At 65.2% G+C, this 16865-nt stretch carries 13 protein-coding genes; 4 read left to right on the top strand and 9 right to left on the bottom strand.

All coding sequences use genetic code 11. The features are described 5' to 3' along the window. Positions 1 to 60: 60 nt before the first annotated feature. On the bottom strand, positions 61 to 1218 hold the full coding sequence (locus AC3WRN_RS00305; RefSeq protein ID WP_492621417.1) for a DNA cytosine methyltransferase: 1158 nt from the start codon (positions 1216 to 1218) through the stop codon (positions 61 to 63). A 792-nt stretch (positions 1219 to 2010) separates the two neighbouring features. Here AC3WRN_RS00305 and AC3WRN_RS00300 point away from each other — a divergent pair. Next, positions 2011 to 5082, top strand: coding sequence for a TonB-dependent receptor (locus AC3WRN_RS00300; RefSeq protein WP_492621416.1), 3072 nt, complete (start codon positions 2011 to 2013; stop codon positions 5080 to 5082). A 395-nt stretch (positions 5083 to 5477) separates the two neighbouring features. Here the strand turns inward: AC3WRN_RS00300 and AC3WRN_RS00295 are convergent, their stop codons facing one another. Then, on the bottom strand, positions 5478 to 5606 hold the full coding sequence (locus AC3WRN_RS00295) for a hypothetical protein (RefSeq protein ID WP_492621415.1): 129 nt from the start codon (positions 5604 to 5606) through the stop codon (positions 5478 to 5480). A 274-nt stretch (positions 5607 to 5880) separates the two neighbouring features. Between AC3WRN_RS00295 and AC3WRN_RS00290 the strand changes: the two genes are divergently transcribed. Continuing rightward, on the top strand, positions 5881 to 6105 hold the full coding sequence (locus tag AC3WRN_RS00290) for a hypothetical protein (RefSeq protein ID WP_492621414.1): 225 nt from the start codon (positions 5881 to 5883) through the stop codon (positions 6103 to 6105). A 224-nt stretch (positions 6106 to 6329) separates the two neighbouring features. Here the strand turns inward: AC3WRN_RS00290 and AC3WRN_RS00285 are convergent, their stop codons facing one another. Beyond that, positions 6330 to 8489, bottom strand: a complete 2160-nt coding sequence (locus AC3WRN_RS00285; RefSeq protein WP_492621413.1) for a TonB-dependent receptor — start codon at positions 8487 to 8489, stop codon at positions 6330 to 6332. A 190-nt stretch (positions 8490 to 8679) separates the two neighbouring features. Between AC3WRN_RS00285 and AC3WRN_RS00280 the strand changes: the two genes are divergently transcribed. Together AC3WRN_RS00280 and AC3WRN_RS00275 are read left to right on the top strand one after the other, a co-directional pair. Further along, positions 8680 to 9375, top strand: coding sequence for a response regulator transcription factor (locus AC3WRN_RS00280; RefSeq protein WP_492621412.1), 696 nt, complete (start codon positions 8680 to 8682; stop codon positions 9373 to 9375). Next, positions 9365 to 10633 carry a sensor histidine kinase gene (locus tag AC3WRN_RS00275; RefSeq protein ID WP_492621411.1) on the top strand — a complete coding sequence of 423 codons (1269 nt, stop codon included), beginning with the start codon at positions 9365 to 9367 and terminating at the stop codon, positions 10631 to 10633. The genes AC3WRN_RS00280 and AC3WRN_RS00275 overlap by 11 nt, the downstream gene beginning before the upstream one ends. A gap of 470 nt (positions 10634 to 11103) precedes the next feature. Here the strand turns inward: AC3WRN_RS00275 and AC3WRN_RS00270 are convergent, their stop codons facing one another. The 6 genes from AC3WRN_RS00270 to gshB form a co-directional block, all read right to left on the bottom strand. Then, positions 11104 to 12888: a hypothetical protein gene (locus tag AC3WRN_RS00270; RefSeq protein ID WP_492621410.1), complete on the bottom strand. Its 1785-nt coding sequence runs from the start codon at positions 12886 to 12888 to the stop codon at positions 11104 to 11106. A gap of 68 nt (positions 12889 to 12956) precedes the next feature. Then, entirely contained in the window at positions 12957 to 13883 is a 927-nt protein-coding gene (locus AC3WRN_RS00265; protein WP_068093309.1) for an aspartate carbamoyltransferase catalytic subunit, read from the bottom strand. Positions 13884 to 13920: 37 nt separating this feature from the next. Beyond that, positions 13921 to 14370 (bottom strand): Holliday junction resolvase RuvX, encoded by a 450-nt coding sequence (gene ruvX, locus AC3WRN_RS00260; protein ID WP_492621409.1) that lies wholly within the window; start codon positions 14368 to 14370, stop codon positions 13921 to 13923. Beyond that, positions 14367 to 14936 (bottom strand): YqgE/AlgH family protein, encoded by a 570-nt coding sequence (locus tag AC3WRN_RS00255; protein ID WP_068093316.1) that lies wholly within the window; start codon positions 14934 to 14936, stop codon positions 14367 to 14369. Before AC3WRN_RS00255 ends, ruvX begins: the two co-directional genes overlap by 4 nt. A gap of 52 nt (positions 14937 to 14988) precedes the next feature. Continuing rightward, positions 14989 to 15864 (bottom strand): energy transducer TonB, encoded by an 876-nt coding sequence (locus AC3WRN_RS00250; protein WP_492621408.1) that lies wholly within the window; start codon positions 15862 to 15864, stop codon positions 14989 to 14991. Beyond that, positions 15861 to 16838, bottom strand: coding sequence for a glutathione synthase (gene gshB, locus AC3WRN_RS00245; protein ID WP_492621407.1), 978 nt, complete (start codon positions 16836 to 16838; stop codon positions 15861 to 15863). The genes AC3WRN_RS00250 and gshB overlap by 4 nt, the downstream gene beginning before the upstream one ends. Positions 16839 to 16865: the final 27 nt, after the last annotated feature.

Raw genomic sequence — 16865 nt, 5'->3', positions numbered from 1 at the left:
AGCAAGTCATAATTAATCGTGGCTATCACCATCACCTTGGCGATAGCCACTGTTCCGGCATCAAGCAGCCTGCCTCCTCGGAGTCTGTTGCGCCAACAATCCCGCCATCCATCTGCCCATCGATTCAGACAGTTGAGTCGGTACCGCGTTTCCGAGCTGCCGCATGCTTTCGGTCCAAGACCGGGGGAACAGATAGGTATCCGGCAGACCCTGCAAGCGTGCCGCCTCACGCACGGTGAAGTAGCGAACGGCACCATCGGCCTGAACCATCATGTTTTCACCGCCAGGCACCCCATGGCCTCCCGCCTTCAACGCTTTCGCGGGTTGATCGAGGGGACTCCCGGTATGGCCGGGATACACTCGGGCACCTGGCTGGAACACGTGATTGTCCTTGTCGTTTGGCGGACCCAGATCCATCAGTGCATCGCGCACCGTCCTCCAAGGCCTGGACGGTGGACGCTCCCCCGAAACCCTTAACCCTCTCACCAGCAGGCGGTCCCCGCTGGCGATCCGGTTATCGGGCGGCTGCCGTAATCCATGGCGCACCCAATACTCACCTGTCACCCACTGGTCCCAGAGCAGACGCTCGCGGGAATGAGTTGGGGCCGGGGGCTCGAACGGAATTTCTAGATCCCGGCGCACACCCGCCACGATGACACGATGCCGCTTCTGCGCTGCACCATAGTCGGCGGTGTTCACCTTCAGCACCATTACATCGTAGGTCGCGGGCGTGTCGACAGCTCTTTCACTGTAACCGTCCGAAAGGCCAAGAGCATGGGCGCGCCAAGGGAAGTCGAGCCATGTCAGTTGCTTGACAATACTCTGGAGATATTCAGCAAAGACCGGGCGCGCGAGCCCGCGCACGTTCTCAAACAAGAATGCTGACGGTCGCGTTTCCCGGACGGCGCGAATGGCCTCCGGCCACATGTCGCGATCATCATGTTGCCCACGATGTTTTCCGCCAATCGAGAACGGTTGGCACGGCGGACCGCCAGCAACAAGAGCCATTTGGCCCGCGAACGGTGCCCAATTGATTGCACGCACGTCCCCTTGCACAAGGGGCCAATCACGCACATGTCGAATGCGCCTGCGGCGATTGTGGTCCACCGTCGCAACCGCATCGGCGTCCCATTCCACCATCAGATCATGTTCGAAGCCGGCGAGGGACAGCCCGTAAGCAAGCCCTCCGCACCCGCTGAAAAGCTCCGCGCTACGCATCGTCCTTCCCCCAATTGAACTCTAGCTGAAGCTCTCCCCGTTCGGCTTCATCTAGAAGACGCTTGGTGGCATAACGAACCAGCCAGGCGAGTTTGACTTCACGTTCCCGGGCCAAACCTGTCAGCTTATCGTGCTCCTGACGACTGAACGTTGTGGTAACTCGAACGGCATTGCGCCCATCCTTTCCCATCGACGTTCTCCTCGACGTTCTCCGCGGCGTTCCGCGGCGTTCCGCGGCCACCCCCATGGTACTGAATCCGAGGCGATCGTGGAACACTTTGCCGACATGGCGTCGCAGAGATTGCGATGGCACGCGATTCTCGAAGTGGGCTCGACCTGAGACACCGATTGGGTGACCGGCAACACCTTGCGGATGGGATCGACCTCATACACCTCGCAGCGAGCCTCAATTAACTGATAAACAAATAAATATTTGGAAGTTTGGTCCGTCTCTTCTTGGGGCACCTGCTACCAAATGGCGTTTTGGCGCGACCGAATGGTGGTCGATGGGGGGCGAGGCGTTGGAGTCCTTCGCGCCGGGGAATATGGCTGCGCGTTTTGTTACGAAATTGTTGACACTTTCGTATTTTCTTGTTATCAAATTCCAGGGTCGAGAATCTGATCCTGGAGAGGATTTCCCGCGCCGGTCCAGCTACTTGGGGGGAGGCGGCCGGCCGTTTCCCGGGCTTTGTCTGTGAGTTTGCCGCGCCCGGCGGGGGCCTTTTTTTGCCTACGGTTCGTAAAATTTTTCGAGACATCAGTTGCCATTCGCAATTCTTCATGGGGAAAACGATGAACAAGTTTCCGAGTAACGCGCGGCCCCTGCTGCGCCTTTCCGCGCTGTCGGTGGCGCTGGGCATGTCCCTGGCCGGCACCGCGCTGGCGCAGTCCAATATCACGGGTTCGATCTTCGGCCAGGTCGGTGCGAGGCAGGGCGATACGGTACTGATCCAGAACGCGGATACCGGCTTCGCCCGCTCGACCACGGTGGACGCCAGCGGCCGCTACCGCTTTTCGTCGCTGCCGGTCGGCAAGTACAAGGTCACGCTGCAGAACCACGGGACCACGGTCAGTAGTCGTGACAACGTCACCGTGGTGATCTCGGGCGGTTCGGAAGTATCGTTCGCCTCGCCGGAACAGACCACCGAGTTGGGCGTGGTTTCAGTCACGGCCTCCTCGTTGCCGGCCATTGACGTGTCGTCGGTGGATACCCGGACCGTGCTGACGGCGGATCAGCTGGGGAAGCTGCCGCTCTCGCAGAGCGTGTTGGCGGCGGCCTTGCTGGCGCCAGGCGTCATCCAGGGATCGAGCTACAACGCCCCGAGTTTCGGCGGTTCGGCGGCTTCCGAGAACGCCTACTACATCAATGGTTATGCGGTCACCAATCCGCTGACCTCGATCGGCCTCTCGACCCTGCCGTTCGATGCCATCGACCAGGAGCAGGTGCTGACTGGCGGCTACGGCGCCGAATTCGGCCGCTCCACCGGCGGCGTGATCAACATCGTGACCAAACGCGGCAGCAACGAATGGAAGGCCGGCGTCTACAGCACTTGGGCGCCGGAAACGCTGCGCTCCGATCCCCATAACATCTACTTCGCCAACACCGGCTTCTACGGCAACGCCAATCCCAGCCCGCTGGCCAAGGACCACACCGACGGCACGCTGTACCTGAACCGCAATCGCGCGCAGTTCTGGACCACCAAGGTGGGCGCCTACGTCAGCGGCCCGCTGATCCAGGACAGGCTGTTCTTCTACGCGAACGTGGAGCAGAGCCGGCAGGAAGGCAACAGCGTCCGCTACTACACCAACTCCACCGCGGCGAGCCTCCGGCAGGGCTGGAACGACTACGCCTACAAGAGTCCGCGCTGGACGGCGAAGATCGACTGGAACATCAACGACAGCAACATCGTCGAGTTGACCGGCATCTCCGACAAGACCCAGTACGAAGCGAAGTACTCGCCGTACAGCTACGCCACCGACACCCATACCAACACGCAGACCGCCGGCGTGTATACCAAGGATGGCGGTGAACTCTACATCGGCAAGTACACCAGCTACCTGACCGACGATCTGACCCTGTCGGCGCTCTACGGCACGCAGAAGATCGACCACGTCAGCCGGCCCTGGGGCTACGATCCGAGCTGCCCGCAAATCTCGGTGAGCGCCCAGACCTCCGCTCCCGGCCTGGCCTACAACACCTGCCAGAGCGCCACCTCCACCATCCTGGTGCCCGGCGCCAACGACAAGACCCGTGGCGGCCGCCTGGACGTCGAGTACCGCATCGGCGACCACGACGTCCGCGTGGGCTTCGACAAGCAGATCGCCGACTCGCTGACCGGCGGCAGCATTGCCGGCGGTTACCGCTGGACCTACGGCTGGCAGAAGGATCCGGCCGCGGCGATCGACGGCGGCAACGGCGTGGGCTCGCCGAAGGACGCGGGTGGCTTCGGTACGCAGGGCTACTACGTCTACCGCTACTACAACACCCAGCTGGCCCGCGTGAAGACCGAGCAGGAGGCCCAGTACATCGAGGATCGCTGGCAGGTGAACGACCACCTGCTGCTGTCGCTCGGCCTACGCAACGAGCAGTTCACCAACCTCAACAGCAGCGGCCAGCCCTACGCGCGTCAGCGCCATCAGCTGGCGCCGCGACTGGGCATGTCGTGGGACGTGTTCGGCGACTCCAGCCTCAAGGTGTTCGCCAACGCCGGCCGCTACCACCTGGCCATGCCGAACAACGTGGCGGTGCGCGGCGCTTCCGGCTCGCTGATCACCAGCGAGTACTTCACCTATACCGGTGTTGACCCGCGCACCGGTGTGCCGACCGGCCTCACGCCGATCAGCGTGGACCGCAGCAAGGGGGCGACCTGCGGCAACACCAACCTGGTCTCGACCAACCTCGAGTGCGGCCAGGCTCCGGACCCGCGCACGGTGGCGGCCAAGGGCCTGAAGTCGCACTTCCAGGACGAGTACATCCTGGGCGCGGAATACCAGGTCAGCCCGGCCTTCGTGACCGGCGCCAAGGTCACGGTGCGCAAGTTGCGCAGTGCCATCGACGACACCTGCACCCAGGCCCTTGGCGGCCGCTGCTTCCTGTTCAATCCCGGCCAGGCCAACACCTTCCTGCTGGAGCAGCCCGACGGCAGCTTCACCGAGGCGCACTACACCAACGCCCAGCTCGGCTTTCCCAAGCTGAAGCGCAAGTACGCCGCGCTGGATCTGTTCGTGGAGCATCCGTTTGCCGACAAGTGGTACGGCAAGATCGGCTACACCTTCTCGCACAACTACGGCAACACCGAAGGTCAGCTGCTCTCCGACCTGGACACCGGCGCCGGCGGCCAGTCCGACGTGTCGGTGACCCAGGACTGGGACAAGCCGCAGCTGATGGTGGGCTCCAACGGTTCGCTGCCGAACGACCGCAAGCACCAGATCCGCGCGTTCGGCTATTACCAGCTCACCAAGGAATGGCGCTTCGGCTCGACCCTGCAGGTGGCTTCCGGCCGCCCCAAGAGCTGCCTCAGCTTCTGGCCTGATCCGACCACCAAGGGCATCTACAACTCGTCGAGCTACCACTACTGCGGCCTGAATATCCCGGGTTCGCAGGTCGTGTACGCCCCGCGTGGCACCAGCGGGACCACGCCCTGGACCTACAAGCTGGACCTCAATGCGGCGTACACCCCGGGTTGGGCGGACAACAAGCTGACGCTGCAGGTCGATGTGTTCAACCTGCTGAACCGCCAGACGCCCCAGTACTACAACATGCGCTATGCGACCAATCGCAGCACGGTGAATCAGCTCTACGGACGGGTGCTGAACTACACCGATCCGCGCACGGTACGCTTCACCGTGCGTTACGACTTCTGACGACGCTTCACTTGCAAGGAATCGGCTCCGCCCCGCATGCCGGGGCGGAGCCTGTCTCCCGAGATTCGCCGCCGAACGTTTCGGCGGCGTTTTTTTTGGAGGTATTGCCCTCCCACCAAGTGCCGGGCCATGGAGGTGCTGCGGGGCCCATGCCCGGTGGCCCTACCCGTGTAGATCACTCGCAAGGGCGTCGCGATGCCGCAAGCTGGCAAGAAGAAAGCGCGATGTGCCTTTTCCCGCTTTGGCCGGTCGTCTACTTCAGCACGGTCTGGCTGGTGATCAGCATGCCGCTGTTGTCCACATGCATCTCGGCGTCGATGCTGTCGACGCGCCCGGCCCGGGATTTCATGGCGGCGAACTGCGCCTTGGGACGCGCCGGTTCGGCGGCGGCATCGTCACGGTCGCTGACGTCGATCGAAGGCTTGCTCGCTCTTGCTGAACGTCGCGGCGGCAGCGGCCAGGCTGCCGATTTTCCGTTCCATCAGCTGCAGCCAGCCGAGGTAAATCGCGCCGCTGATGTGCATGCGATCCATCCGGCCCGGCGTCGCCGACCGGGTCCTTCAGGGTTGAGAGGCGTTTCGGTGCCGACGTGTTGATCGCGCCGGGCCGTCCGAAGAACTGCACCGGCCACTATCCGACAGCGGATGCCGGCCTGCATGCCGGTGCCGCCTACTGGTTCTGCGGCTTGGCCGGCTCGGGTACCCGTCCTGGTTCGGTGGACAAGAACGGCATGCCGAACTACGCCGCGGCCGCCCCGGATTACGCGTTCTCACTGCGTGGTTCGCATGGCGCTGCTCCGTGGACCTGCCAGTTGAACCTCACGCCGCCTGCACGCCGGCGTGGCTGGACAAGAAGCCGACCCTGCAGGCGTGCGTGATCAACGTGTTGGACCGCCAGGTGGCGGGCTCGTACGACTATCGCTACGAAACTGCCGCCCGCAACACGCCGAATCCGCTCTGCGGGCGTGAGCTGAACTGCAGCGACCCGCGTTATGTGCGGATCACTGCGCGGTACGACTTCTGAAAGTAGTGGATAACGCGGGTTCGGCTTGACGTGTCGAATATCGGACCATCTCCCCTTGGCCGCCGGGTTTTCCGGCGGCTTTTTTTTGGTTCTACGCGGAAGTATGGAAATCGGACAAAGACAAGGCGCCGTCAATGTGTCGACTTGGGGGAAGTCGGCTACCGAACAGCGTCAAAAAGAAGAAGGGCGCCAGTCGGGCGCCCTTATCTCGGTTCCTGTATCAATCAGAACGTCAGATTGAGACCGAGACGCACCGCTCGGGGCGAACCCGGCATGATGTTGTTGTTGCTGTGAGCCGTCGCGTAGTACTTCTTATCCAGCAAGTTCTCGACGTTCAACTGCAATTTGAAGCTGCTATTGATGGTGTAGAACACCGCGGCATCCACCCGCGTGAAGCTCGGCAGGACGACGGCGTTGTCGGTCGACACGAACACCTTGTCCTGATAGACGGCTCCGAGGCCGACGCCCCACTGCGGGTTGAAATCAAGGCGGTTCCACAACGAAGCCGAGTTGCGCGGCACCTGGCCGAGCTCTTTGCCATTGGTTGCGCCCGGGGTCTGTACCTCACTGTTCTGATGGGCGTAGCCGGCCATGATCTGCCAGGAATCGGTGACCTGGCCGCTCAGGCCCAACTCGACGCCCTTGACCTGCTGGCCGTCGACGAGGATCTGCTGCGCTGGGTTGTTCGGGTCCACGATCGCGACATTCGTGCGGTCGAGGCGATAGATCGCGGCGGTCGCCGACATGTGGCCGTTGACGTCCCACTTCGCGCCGATCTCGACGTTTTTGAAACGCTCCGGGTCGAGGTTGCGATTGGTGGCCGTCAGCGACGCCAGCTGCTCGCCAGCGCGCGGGACGTAGGCGATGGAGTAGCTCGTGTACAACGAAACGTTTTCTTGCGGCTCGAAGATCAAGCCCGCCCGTGGCGAGAGCAGGTTGTCGCTGCTGGACAGCTCGACGCCGTTGCGGTTGTTGTGCAGGGTGGCATCGAAGCGGTCGAAGCGTGCGCCCAGGATGGCCTTCCACTTCGACGAGAATTCGATCTGGTCCTGGACGTAGGCGCCGGCTGTTTTGGCGACGCTGTGGTTGTCGGAGTCGCTGGCGACCTGTCGGAACACGACCGGGCTGGTGTAGATCGGGTTCTGGATCGTGACGAAATCGCCCCGCGCGTCCGGGCCCACCGTGGGGAAGAACGCCGTGTTGCGGAAATTGTCGGTTTCCTGGCGGTTGAGTTCGAGGCCAACGAGGAATTCGTGGCTGACTGAGCCGGTCCTGGCCGAGAAGGTCAGGTCGGTCTGGTTCTGGAAGTTCTTGCGGCCGGTCAGATTGTTGTAGCCACTGATCGCGACGCGGCCGTTGGCTGCCGTGTACGCGCCGGGGAATACGTTCTGGTAGAACTTGTCGTAGTCGGCGATGCGCGTGGTGTTGGTGAGCCTGGCGCCGCCGCCGAAGTCGTGCGTAATCACCGAGTTCAGCGCATTGATGCGCGCCCACGTCGGGCTGTCGGACGGCTTGCCGAAAAAGGTCGAGCTGTCGGTCGGCAGCGGACGGCCGAGCAGCGGCAGCTGGGACGGGATGCCGCGATCGGTCACGCGGTCGTCCTCGAAATGCTCGTAGCCGAACGCAAGCGTGGTGGCGTCGCTGGCGCGGATCGTCAGGGTCGGGTTGATTGCCCAGCGCTCGATGTGCGCGAAGTCGCGGTAGCTGTCCGCGTTCTCGTACATGCCCGTGATCCGGAATGCCACCGATTCCTTGACTACGTGGTTGAAATCGCCGGTAACGCGTCGACCGTCCCACGAGCCCAGCGTGAGATTCAGGCTCCCGGCATCGGTCCAGTTGGCCTGTTTGGTGACGCGATTGATCAGTCCACCGGAACCGCCGCGGCCGAAGATCATGCCGCTCGGACCTTTGAGAACTTCGACCCGCTCGACGTTGTACAGATCCCGGTAGTACTGGACGTCGTCGCGCACGCCATTGAGGAAGAAGTCGGCAGTGGAGGTGTTGCCGCGCAGGATCGGTGCGTCACGGTGGCCTTCGCCCTGCGCCATCTGCACGCCGGGCACGTAGCGAACGACATCGCCCATGGTCTGCATCGACTGGTCGCGGATCAGGTCGTCGGTGATGACTGTGATCGACTGCGGTACGTCCAGCAATGGCGTGTCGGTCTTGGTGGCCGTCGAGCTGCGTTTTACCTCATAGCTCTGGTACTCGCCCTGGACTTTCACGGTACCAAGCGTTTTGACATCGCGGCCCGCGTCCGCGGCAGCCGTATCGATCGCCATCGCGGGGGCCACGTACGCGGCAGCCAGGATCGGCAGGCCGTACAGGGCATTGCGGATGGCGCGAGCGACAGCACTCGTCGAGAGGTGCGAGAGGGAACTCATTGAAAGACTCCGGAAGGGATGGAAGGTGGGTTGAATCAAGGATGCGGACAAGAATGATTCGTATTAAGATGCGCGCCGTGATGTCGGATTTTTGTCGGATGGGCCGTTGGCGGGTCCCCGGCGCCCCGCGCGCGCTCTTGTTTGGCCCGATATTCCGGCCCGCTTCCCGGCCCTCGCCTTTGGATGCCCCATGCTCAGTCGGTTATTGGTCGTCGAAGACAACCACAGCCTGGTCTCGAACCTGTTCGCGTTCTTCGAGCAGCGCGGCTACACGCTCGACGCAGCGCCCGATGGCGTTGTCGGCCTGCAATTGGCGCAAACGGGTAACTACGACGCGATGGTCCTGGACTGGATGCTTCCGCGCCTGGAGGGCAAGGAAGTCGCCAGGCGGCTGCGTGCGTCGGGGTCGGACCTCCCGATCCTGATGCTCACCGTGCGCGACGAACTGCCCGACAAACTGGCCGGTTTTGGTGCCGGCGTGGACGACTACCTCACCAAGCCCTTTGCCTTCGACGAACTCGCTGCACGAGTGGAGGCCTTGATTGCGCGGTCCCAGGGCCGTGTTGCCTGCAAGACATTGCGAATCGGTGACCTGAGCTTCAATACATCAACGCAGGAGATAGATCGGAATGGAGCGGTACTTCAACTCAACGCCAGCTGCAAGAAGATACTGGCGTTGTTGATGACAGCCAGTCCCTTGGTCGTCGCCCGCAGCACCCTGGAGTCCGCGCTATGGGGCGACAACCCGCCGGACACCGACTTGTTGCGCTCGCATGTCTATGACTTGCGAAAGGCCATCGACGGGCCCCACGAAAGCAAGCTGATCCAAACGGTGCCGAAAGTTGGCTACCGGATCATTGCTTCGGAGGCCATCGGTGGCCACTGAGACCAGCCTCAAGCAGCGGATGGTCAGCGGCATCGTCATCTACAGCCTGTTCCTGACCTTGGCGCTGTTGGCGCACGGTTACCTCGTCAATAAGCGGGCCGGGGCATTGGTCTGGGAATCCCTGCTCAATACGGAGATGGACCATTTCCTGGGGCGCCACTCGCTCGACCCCAACTACCGGTGGAACGACTCCGAGACCTTGACGCTCTACGGCACGCTGGTGGGGCAGGAACCGCCCATCGAATTCCGTTCGCTCGATGTCGGGGTGCATGATGAGGTCGTCGTCGGCAGCAAGGAGTACGTCGTCCTGGTGCGTTCGGTCGGAGGAGACCATGCGATCCTCGCGCTGAACATATCGGGCATGGGGTCCAGCAAATCGGGGCTGAATGCGCTTGTCATTGGCTCAGCCGCGGCCATGGTCGCGCTCTTGACCTTTGCCACAGCCATTGGTGTTGGACGACTGACAAAGCCATTGAGCGATCTGGCTCGCCGCATCGTCGACCTGCAGCCGGCGATATCCGGCCAGAGGCTGGTCATGGCCGCGGGCGAATCCGCCGAGATCGGTGTGGTGATGAGGGCATTCAATGGCTACCTCGGACGGATAGACCAGACCGTGGAACGCGAAAGAACGTTCTTGAACATGGCCAGCCATGAACTGCGTACGCCAGTAGCGGTAATCCGCAGTTCGACCGAACTCGCTCTCTCGCACCATGACATCTCCGAAATGACACAGCGTTACCTGCAGCGCATCCGCCACACGGCCGAAGGCATGGACGAACTGCTGGCCCTGGTCCTGGTCCTGGCGAAGGACCCTGTGCGATTGCTGAAACATTCCGAAATGACGGACCTGGCTGCATTGGTTCCAGAGATAGTGAACGACCACCGCCCCCTGATGAGCGGCAAGGCTTTGGCGTTTGAAATAGGAACGTTGCCGAGCGCTTGGATCGAGGCGCCGCCGCAGATCGTACGGGCAGCCATCGGAAACTTGATTCGCAACGCGATCGAGAACAGCGATGCCGGCACGATTCGGGTCAGCCTGGAGCTGCCGGCCGAGGTCGTTATTTCCGACCCCGGGCACGGAATGACGGCGGAAGAAATCTCCCGCGTCTATTCACGGCATGCACGGGAGAGTGGACTGGGCCGCGATGGCATCGGTTTGGAACTCATAGGACGTTTATGTGAGCACCTGGGCTGGACGCTTGAACTGACTTCGGGCGGAGGCACCGGCACGACGGCATCGCTGGCCTTTGCGCACTAGGGATGTCCTGATCTATCCAGCGCAGGCGGCATGATATCCAGGAGGCTCGCAGCCGGCAGTGCGTGGCGCAGGCAGGGCTGGCCGCCTTGGCAAGCCGCGCGCTGCCGGCTGCGGGCCTTCTGGATATCACCCCATCATTGTGTTTCAAGCTATGGGGCCGGCCCTGTCTGTCCGCATCTCCGCGGTGCGCCTCCGCGACAGGCGGACGCCTGCCTTCGTCAGCGCACCACGAATCTGCGGACAGACCGGGCCGGTAACGCCTGCGCTGGATAGATCAGGACATCCCTAGCTTTGGCTAACGCCTGCGGGCCTCGGCGCCCTTCCTCGGTCCAGCGGAGCGGGTTCAGGGGGATTGCCGAGGCGGAGAAGGGTCACGGCGGTGCAGGGACCGCGTTCGATGCCGGGCGCGATGCATGAAAAAAACCGGGACGTTGCAATGTCCCGGCGTCCCGTCGATCGCTGGCTGGCGTCTACTTCAGTGCGGTCTGGCTGGTGATCACCATGCCGCTGCTGTCCACGTGCATCTCCGCGTCGATGCGGTCGACGCGTTCGGCCTGGAACTTCATCGCGGCGAACTGTGCCTTGGAGCGCTTCAGCTCCGCGGCGGCACTGGCGGCATCGTCGGTGTCGTCGACCGAGGGCTGGTCGTTCTTGCCCAGCGTCGCGGTGACGGCGGCCAGGTTGTCGATCTTTTCTTCCATCAGCTGCAGCCAGCTCAGGTACATCGCGCCGCTGATGTGCATGCGGCCGACCTGTCCGGCGTCGCCGGCCGGATCCTTCAGCGTGTCGCCGAGGTGTGCATCCTCGCCGGTGCCGACACCGAGAGCGAGCGCCTTGGCGCTCATGGCGATCCAGGCGGGCTGGCCCAGTATGCCGACCATGTCTTTCGGCAGCGGCAGCGGCTTGCCGTCGTGGCCCGGCTTCAGCTGGGCCAGCGCAGGCACCATCATCTGGCCCATCGCGAACAGGCCGTCGGGGTTGTTGGTGCCCAGCACGAGGCGCCCGCTGAACGTGGGCAGGCTGGAATCCTTGGCCGGCGGCACCAGCGAATCCAGCGCGACGCGCAGGCCGAGCATGTCGCCGAACGGCGGGATCGCCGCCTTCTGCATGACCGGGCCGAGCTTGGCGAAGCTGTCGTTGAGGTCGGTCAGCGAGGGGCAGCTGAACGGCTTGGCGGCCACCGCATCGGCCTGGGCCATCCAGAACGTGCGCAGGCTGGCGACCGGCAGGGCGAGGCTCAGGTCGAACGGCGCCGTGCCGGCGCGGCCCAGGCCGGGCAGTTCCACCTTGAGGCCGGCGAACGCTTTGCCGATGTCGTCGGCCAGCGCCACGTCGAAGCGCACGTCCTGATGCTTGGCGTCGAGCCGGGTGTAGCCGAAGCTCATCGCCGGAACGCGGGCGGCGATGCGCGCGGCGTCGGTGGTGCAACTGGGCGAGGTCTGCAGCTGTGTGGCGACCGGCTCGCCGGTCTTGGCCGCGATAGCTTCGGCATGGGCCTTCTGGATCGCGCCGATCAATGCATCCTTGCCGCTGATCGCCAGCGGCAGCGCGCGGGCCAGGTCCAGCTCGCCGACCAGCCATTTCTGATAGCCCTTGGCCTTGGCCAACGCGGCCAGGCGGCCGTCGTCCTGCAGGTTTTTCTGCGGCCGGTCCAGGCCCAGCGCCTGGCGCAGCAGGGTCGCCGAGGCATCGGCGGGCAGCAAGGCGGCCACGGCCTGCTTGCCGACCGTGGCGAGGACCATTTCGGTGCCCGAGGCCGGGAACGCGTATTTGCGGTAGCCCTGCTGGCCCACCTTGGCGACGTCGAGCTTCCTGCCGTAGGCGGTTTCCAGCCGGCCGACGAAGCCGTCGAAGGCGGCCGGGTCGCTCAGCTCGAAGCGCAGCACCGGCGCCAGGCCCAGGCCGTACAGCGCGGAGTAGCCCTTGAGGTTCAGGCCGGCGCCCCGGGCGAAGCCCTCGACCGTCTTGCCGTCGAACTCGGCGCGCAGCGCGCGCAACAGCCGGGCGCCGTCGGGGTCCTTCACCGCCAGCCGGTCGGCGGTCGCCTCGAGCTGGGCCAGCTGCGATGGCAGCTGCGCGTCCGCCTGGGCGAGCAGCGCGGTGCGGGTGCCGTCGTCGAGCACCTCCAGATTGGCCACCACGTACGGCGTGTCCGCCGGCACGAAAGCCAGCGGCGCATCCTTGTCCTTGTGCCCGCAGGCGGCCAGCATGGCGCCGGCCAGACCCAGCGCGATGTATCGCGTCATCGATCGCATGTTGATCCCCAGAGAGGTGGTGGGTGCCGCACTCGCCATTATGCCCGCTTGCGTCGCGCGGAGGCGGCTCAGCGGGCCAGCACTTCGTTCAGCACCGCCATGCGCACGAACACGCCGTTGCCGACCTGTTCGAGGATGCGCGACTGCGCGCCGTCGGCCACTTCGGAGGCGATCTCGATGCCACGGTTGATCGGCCCCGGATGCATCACCAGGCAACCCGGGGCGGCCAGTGCCAGGCGCCGCCGGTCCAGCCCGTAATGGGCGAAATAGGCCGCCTCGTCCGGTAGTTCGATGCTGGCCATGCGCTCCTTCTGCAGGCGCAGCATGATCACCGCGTCGGCGCCGTCGATGGCCTGGTCGAAGTCGTCGTAGCGGCGGCCGAGCGGCATGTCGTCCGCCGCCGGCATCAGTTCGGCCGGGCCGCACAGGCGGATCTCCTTCACGCCCAGCGCGGTGAAGGCGTGGATGTCCGAGCGGGCCACCCGCGAATGCTTGATGTCGCCGCAGATGACCACGGTGAGGTTGCCGAAGTCCGGCCGGTGCTGGCGGATCGTCAGCGCATCCAGCAGGCCCTGGGTGGGGTGTGCGCGGTTGCCGTCGCCGGCGTTGATCACCGAAACCCCGCTCATGGCGTGGCGCACCAGCTCTTCCGGAGTGCCCGAGTGCTTGTGGCGCACCACGATCGCGTCGAGGTGCATCGCCTCCAGCGTGTGCAGGGTGTCGAACAGCTCCTCGCCCTTGCTGGTGGAGGACAGCCCGATGTCGAAGTTGACCACGTCGGCGCCCAGTCGCCGCGCGGCCAGTTCGAACGAGGTGCGCGTGCGCGTGGACGGTTCGAAGAACAGGTTCAGCACGGTGCGTCCGGCCAGCACGTCGAGCTTGCGCGTGCCGTGCGCGCAGGCGTCGCGCAGGGATTCGGCGCGGTCGAGCAGGCGCTCGATCGTCTCGCGCGGCAGGTTTTCCAGGGTGGTCAGGTGGCGCAGGCGAGGGCTCATGGCGGCAGGGTCTGGAGGTGGAAAGGGGAATGTCCGTTCAGTGGCCGGGGCTTTCGGCCGGTGGCGTTTCGGCGCCGGCGAGCCAGCGCTCCAGGATGACCGCCGCCGCCTCGGCGTCGATGCCGGCCGCATCGCGGCGGCGCCTGAGGCCGACAGCGCGGGCAGCGGCGAAGCGCCGCGCGGCTTCCTGCGAGCTGTGGCGCTCGTCGACGAGCACCACGGGCAGGCCGTAGCGCTGCTGCAAGGTGGCGGCGAACCGGCGGGCACGGCGGCTGGCGGCCTGCTCGGCGCCGTCCAGGGTCAGCGGCAGGCCGACCACCAGGGTGTCGGGCCGCCATTCCCGGTTGAGCGCGTCGAGCCGGTTCCAGTCCGGTTCGCCGTCATGCACCGCCAGCGCGGCCAGCGCGCGGGCGCTGGCCGTGAAGGTATTGCCGATGGCCACGCCGGTGAGCCGGCTGCCCACGTCGAAGCCGAACACGCAGCTCATGCGTGGCCCGCGTAGCCGGACAGCTGGCGCGGGTCCACCCCGACCAGTCCGGCGGCGGCGCTCCAGCGTTCCTCCAGCGGGGTGTCGAACACCACGCGGCCGCACGCCTCGGCGGTGAGCCAGGCGTTCGCCATCAGTTCCTGTTCCAGCTGGCCGGCGTCCCAGCCGGCGTAGCCGAGCACCATGATGGCCTGGCGTGGGCCTTCGCCGGCGGCCATCGCGACGAGGATGTCGCGCGAGGTGGTGACCGACCATTCGGCGTTGACGCGGTAGCTGGAATCCCAGTCGCCGGGCTCGCGGTGCAGCACGAAGCCGCGCTCCTGCTGCACCGGTCCGCCGATCAGCACCGGCGCGTCGGCCAGCTCGCTGTCCGCGCACTCGAGTTTCATCTGCGCCAGCACGTCGCCGAAACGGTATTCGGAGAGCTGGTTCACCAGCAGGCCCACCGCGCCGCCCTCGTCGTGCTGGCACAACAGCGCCACGCCGCGGGAGAACGGCGGATCGGCCAGGCCCGGCATGGCGATCAGGAAGTGCCCGGTGAGGGTCGAGGACTGCACGGCGGTCATGCGCGCATTGTAAGCGCACGGCGCGGCGCGCGCTGAAGGCCGGGACGGCCGTTCAGCGAGTCTGCAGCACGTTGTTCGGCTGGAAGCGCCAGGTACGGGTGATGTTGAGTTCGTCGATGCGCTCGTTGCTCCGTGGCGCGGGCGGGAACGGGGCGGCCAGGCGCACGATGCGCTCGGCGGCGGCGTCCAGCACCTTCTGCCCGGAACTCTGGATCACCTCGATGTTCTTGATGCTGCCGTCGAGGTTGAGCACCACGGTGAGCAGCACGTCGCCATGCAGGCCACGGCGGCGGGCTTCTTCCGGGTAATTGAGGTTGCCGACCCGCTCGACCCGGTCGGACCAGCCGCGCATGTAGGCGGCATAGGCGTATTCGCGGGTGCTGGCGGTGAGGTACTTCACCTTCGGCCGCTTGGCGTAGTCCACCTTCTTCCTGCTCAGCTCGGCGGCCAGCTGGGCGATCGCCTGCTGGCGCCTCAGTTCGGCGGCGGTCGGGGTCTGCTCGTGCGGATCGACCTCGGTTTGCGCGGTATCGCTGGTCACGCGGAAATCGGTGGCGCCGCTGGTGGTGACCATGCGTGTCGGGGTGGCCTCGCGCGGCCGCGGCGTGGTGGCCTCGACGGGTTGTGCCGCGATGCCGGGGTCGGGCTTCGGGATGGCGCCGGAGAACGGCTCCGACGGCCGTGCGGCGCGGTCGCTGCGGCCGCCGCCGGTGTTGTTGGCCTGGGCCAGGAAATCCGCCTTGTCCGGCGCCTGCTGGTTGGCCACGTTGACCAGGGTCACGTCCAGCGTGGGCAGGCTGGGCGTGGGCTTCACGAAGTGGAACGTGATGCCCAGCAGCAGCACGCCGTGCAGCAGCAGCGAGAACAGCAGGGTGGCGCCGATCGGATCGGGCGGCGAGTCGACGTTGACGGTTGCGGTGGCGCTCACGCGTTGCGGTTTCCGGAGACGTGCCGCTCGACGACATCGAACAGCTGGCCGGCAATGTTAAGCCCGAACTGCGCGTCCAGCTCACGCACGCAGGTCGGGGATGTGACGTTGATCTCGGTCAGGTACTCGCCGATCACGTCCAGCCCCACGAACAGCAGGCCGCGCCGACGCAGCTCCGGCGCCACCTGGCCCACGATCCAGCGGTCGCGCTCGGACAGCGGCACGCCGACGCCGCGGCCGCCGGCGGCAAGGTTGCCGCGGAATTCGTCGCCTTGCGGAATGCGCGCCAGCGCGTACGGCACCGGTTCGCCGTCGATCACCAGGATGCGCTTGTCGCCGGCGCTGATCTGCGGGATGTATTTCTGCGCAACGGTGAATTGCCGCCCCTCGCCGTGGGCATCGCCGCCCAGCAGGGTCTCCAGCATCGAATTGAGGTTGCCGTCGCCGGTCCTGGCCCGGAAGATGCCGCGCCCGCCCATGCCGTCCAGCGGCTTCAGCACCACCTCACCGTGCTCGGCGGCGAACCGGCGCAGTTCGCCCGCATCGCGCGCGACCAGGGTCGGCACGATGCATTGCGGGAATTCCAGCGAGAACAGCTTCTCGTTGCTGTCGCGCAGCGAGCGCGGGTCGTTGATCACGGCCACGCCGCCGCGCTGGGCCGCTTCGAGCACCATCGTGTCGTAGATGAACTGGGCGTCGACCGGCGGGTCCTTGCGCATCAGCACCACGTCGAGCTCGCGCAGGTCGCGCCATTGCGCCGGGCCCAGCGTGAACCAGCGCTGCGGGTCCTCGCGCACCTCGAGCGGGGCGGTCCGCGCCCAGGGCTCGCCATTGCGCAGGGCCAGGTCGCCCTGCTCGAAGTAATGCAGCGAGTGGCCGCGGCGCCGGGCTTCCAGCAGCATCGCGAAGCTGGTGTCCTTGGCTATCTTGATCGCGCCGATGGGGTCCATCAGCACGCCGACCGAAAGGGTCATCGGGATTCTCCGTGGGTGGCTACCCGT

Source organism: Rhodanobacter sp. FW101-FHT13A11, assembly GCF_058790335.1.
Note: the sequence above shows the minus strand (reverse complement) of the source record. Positions and strands in the feature narration are given on the sequence as shown.

What these genes read in the sequence shown, in the direction of transcription:
- AC3WRN_RS00295 (WP_492621415.1), bottom strand. Translation starts at nt 5,606, where the DNA reads ATGCACATCAGCGGCGCGATTTACCTCGGCTGGCTGCAGCTGATGGAA.
- AC3WRN_RS00265 (WP_068093309.1), bottom strand. Translation starts at nt 13,883, where the DNA reads ATGAGCCCTCGCCTGCGCCACCTGACCACCCTGGAAAACCTGCCGCGC.
- AC3WRN_RS00285 (WP_492621413.1), bottom strand. Translation starts at nt 8,489, where the DNA reads ATGAGTTCCCTCTCGCACCTCTCGACGAGTGCTGTCGCTCGCGCCATC.
- ruvX (WP_492621409.1), bottom strand. Translation starts at nt 14,370, where the DNA reads ATGAGCTGCGTGTTCGGCTTCGACGTGGGCAGCCGGCTCACCGGCGTG.
- AC3WRN_RS00305 (WP_492621417.1), bottom strand. Translation starts at nt 1,218, where the DNA reads ATGCGTAGCGCGGAGCTTTTCAGCGGGTGCGGAGGGCTTGCTTACGGG.
- AC3WRN_RS00255 (WP_068093316.1), bottom strand. Translation starts at nt 14,936, where the DNA reads ATGACCGCCGTGCAGTCCTCGACCCTCACCGGGCACTTCCTGATCGCC.
- AC3WRN_RS00300 (WP_492621416.1), top strand. Translation starts at nt 2,011, where the DNA reads ATGAACAAGTTTCCGAGTAACGCGCGGCCCCTGCTGCGCCTTTCCGCG.
- gshB (WP_492621407.1), bottom strand. Translation starts at nt 16,838, where the DNA reads ATGACCCTTTCGGTCGGCGTGCTGATGGACCCCATCGGCGCGATCAAG.
- AC3WRN_RS00270 (WP_492621410.1), bottom strand. Translation starts at nt 12,888, where the DNA reads ATGCGATCGATGACGCGATACATCGCGCTGGGTCTGGCCGGCGCCATG.
- AC3WRN_RS00280 (WP_492621412.1), top strand. Translation starts at nt 8,680, where the DNA reads ATGCTCAGTCGGTTATTGGTCGTCGAAGACAACCACAGCCTGGTCTCG.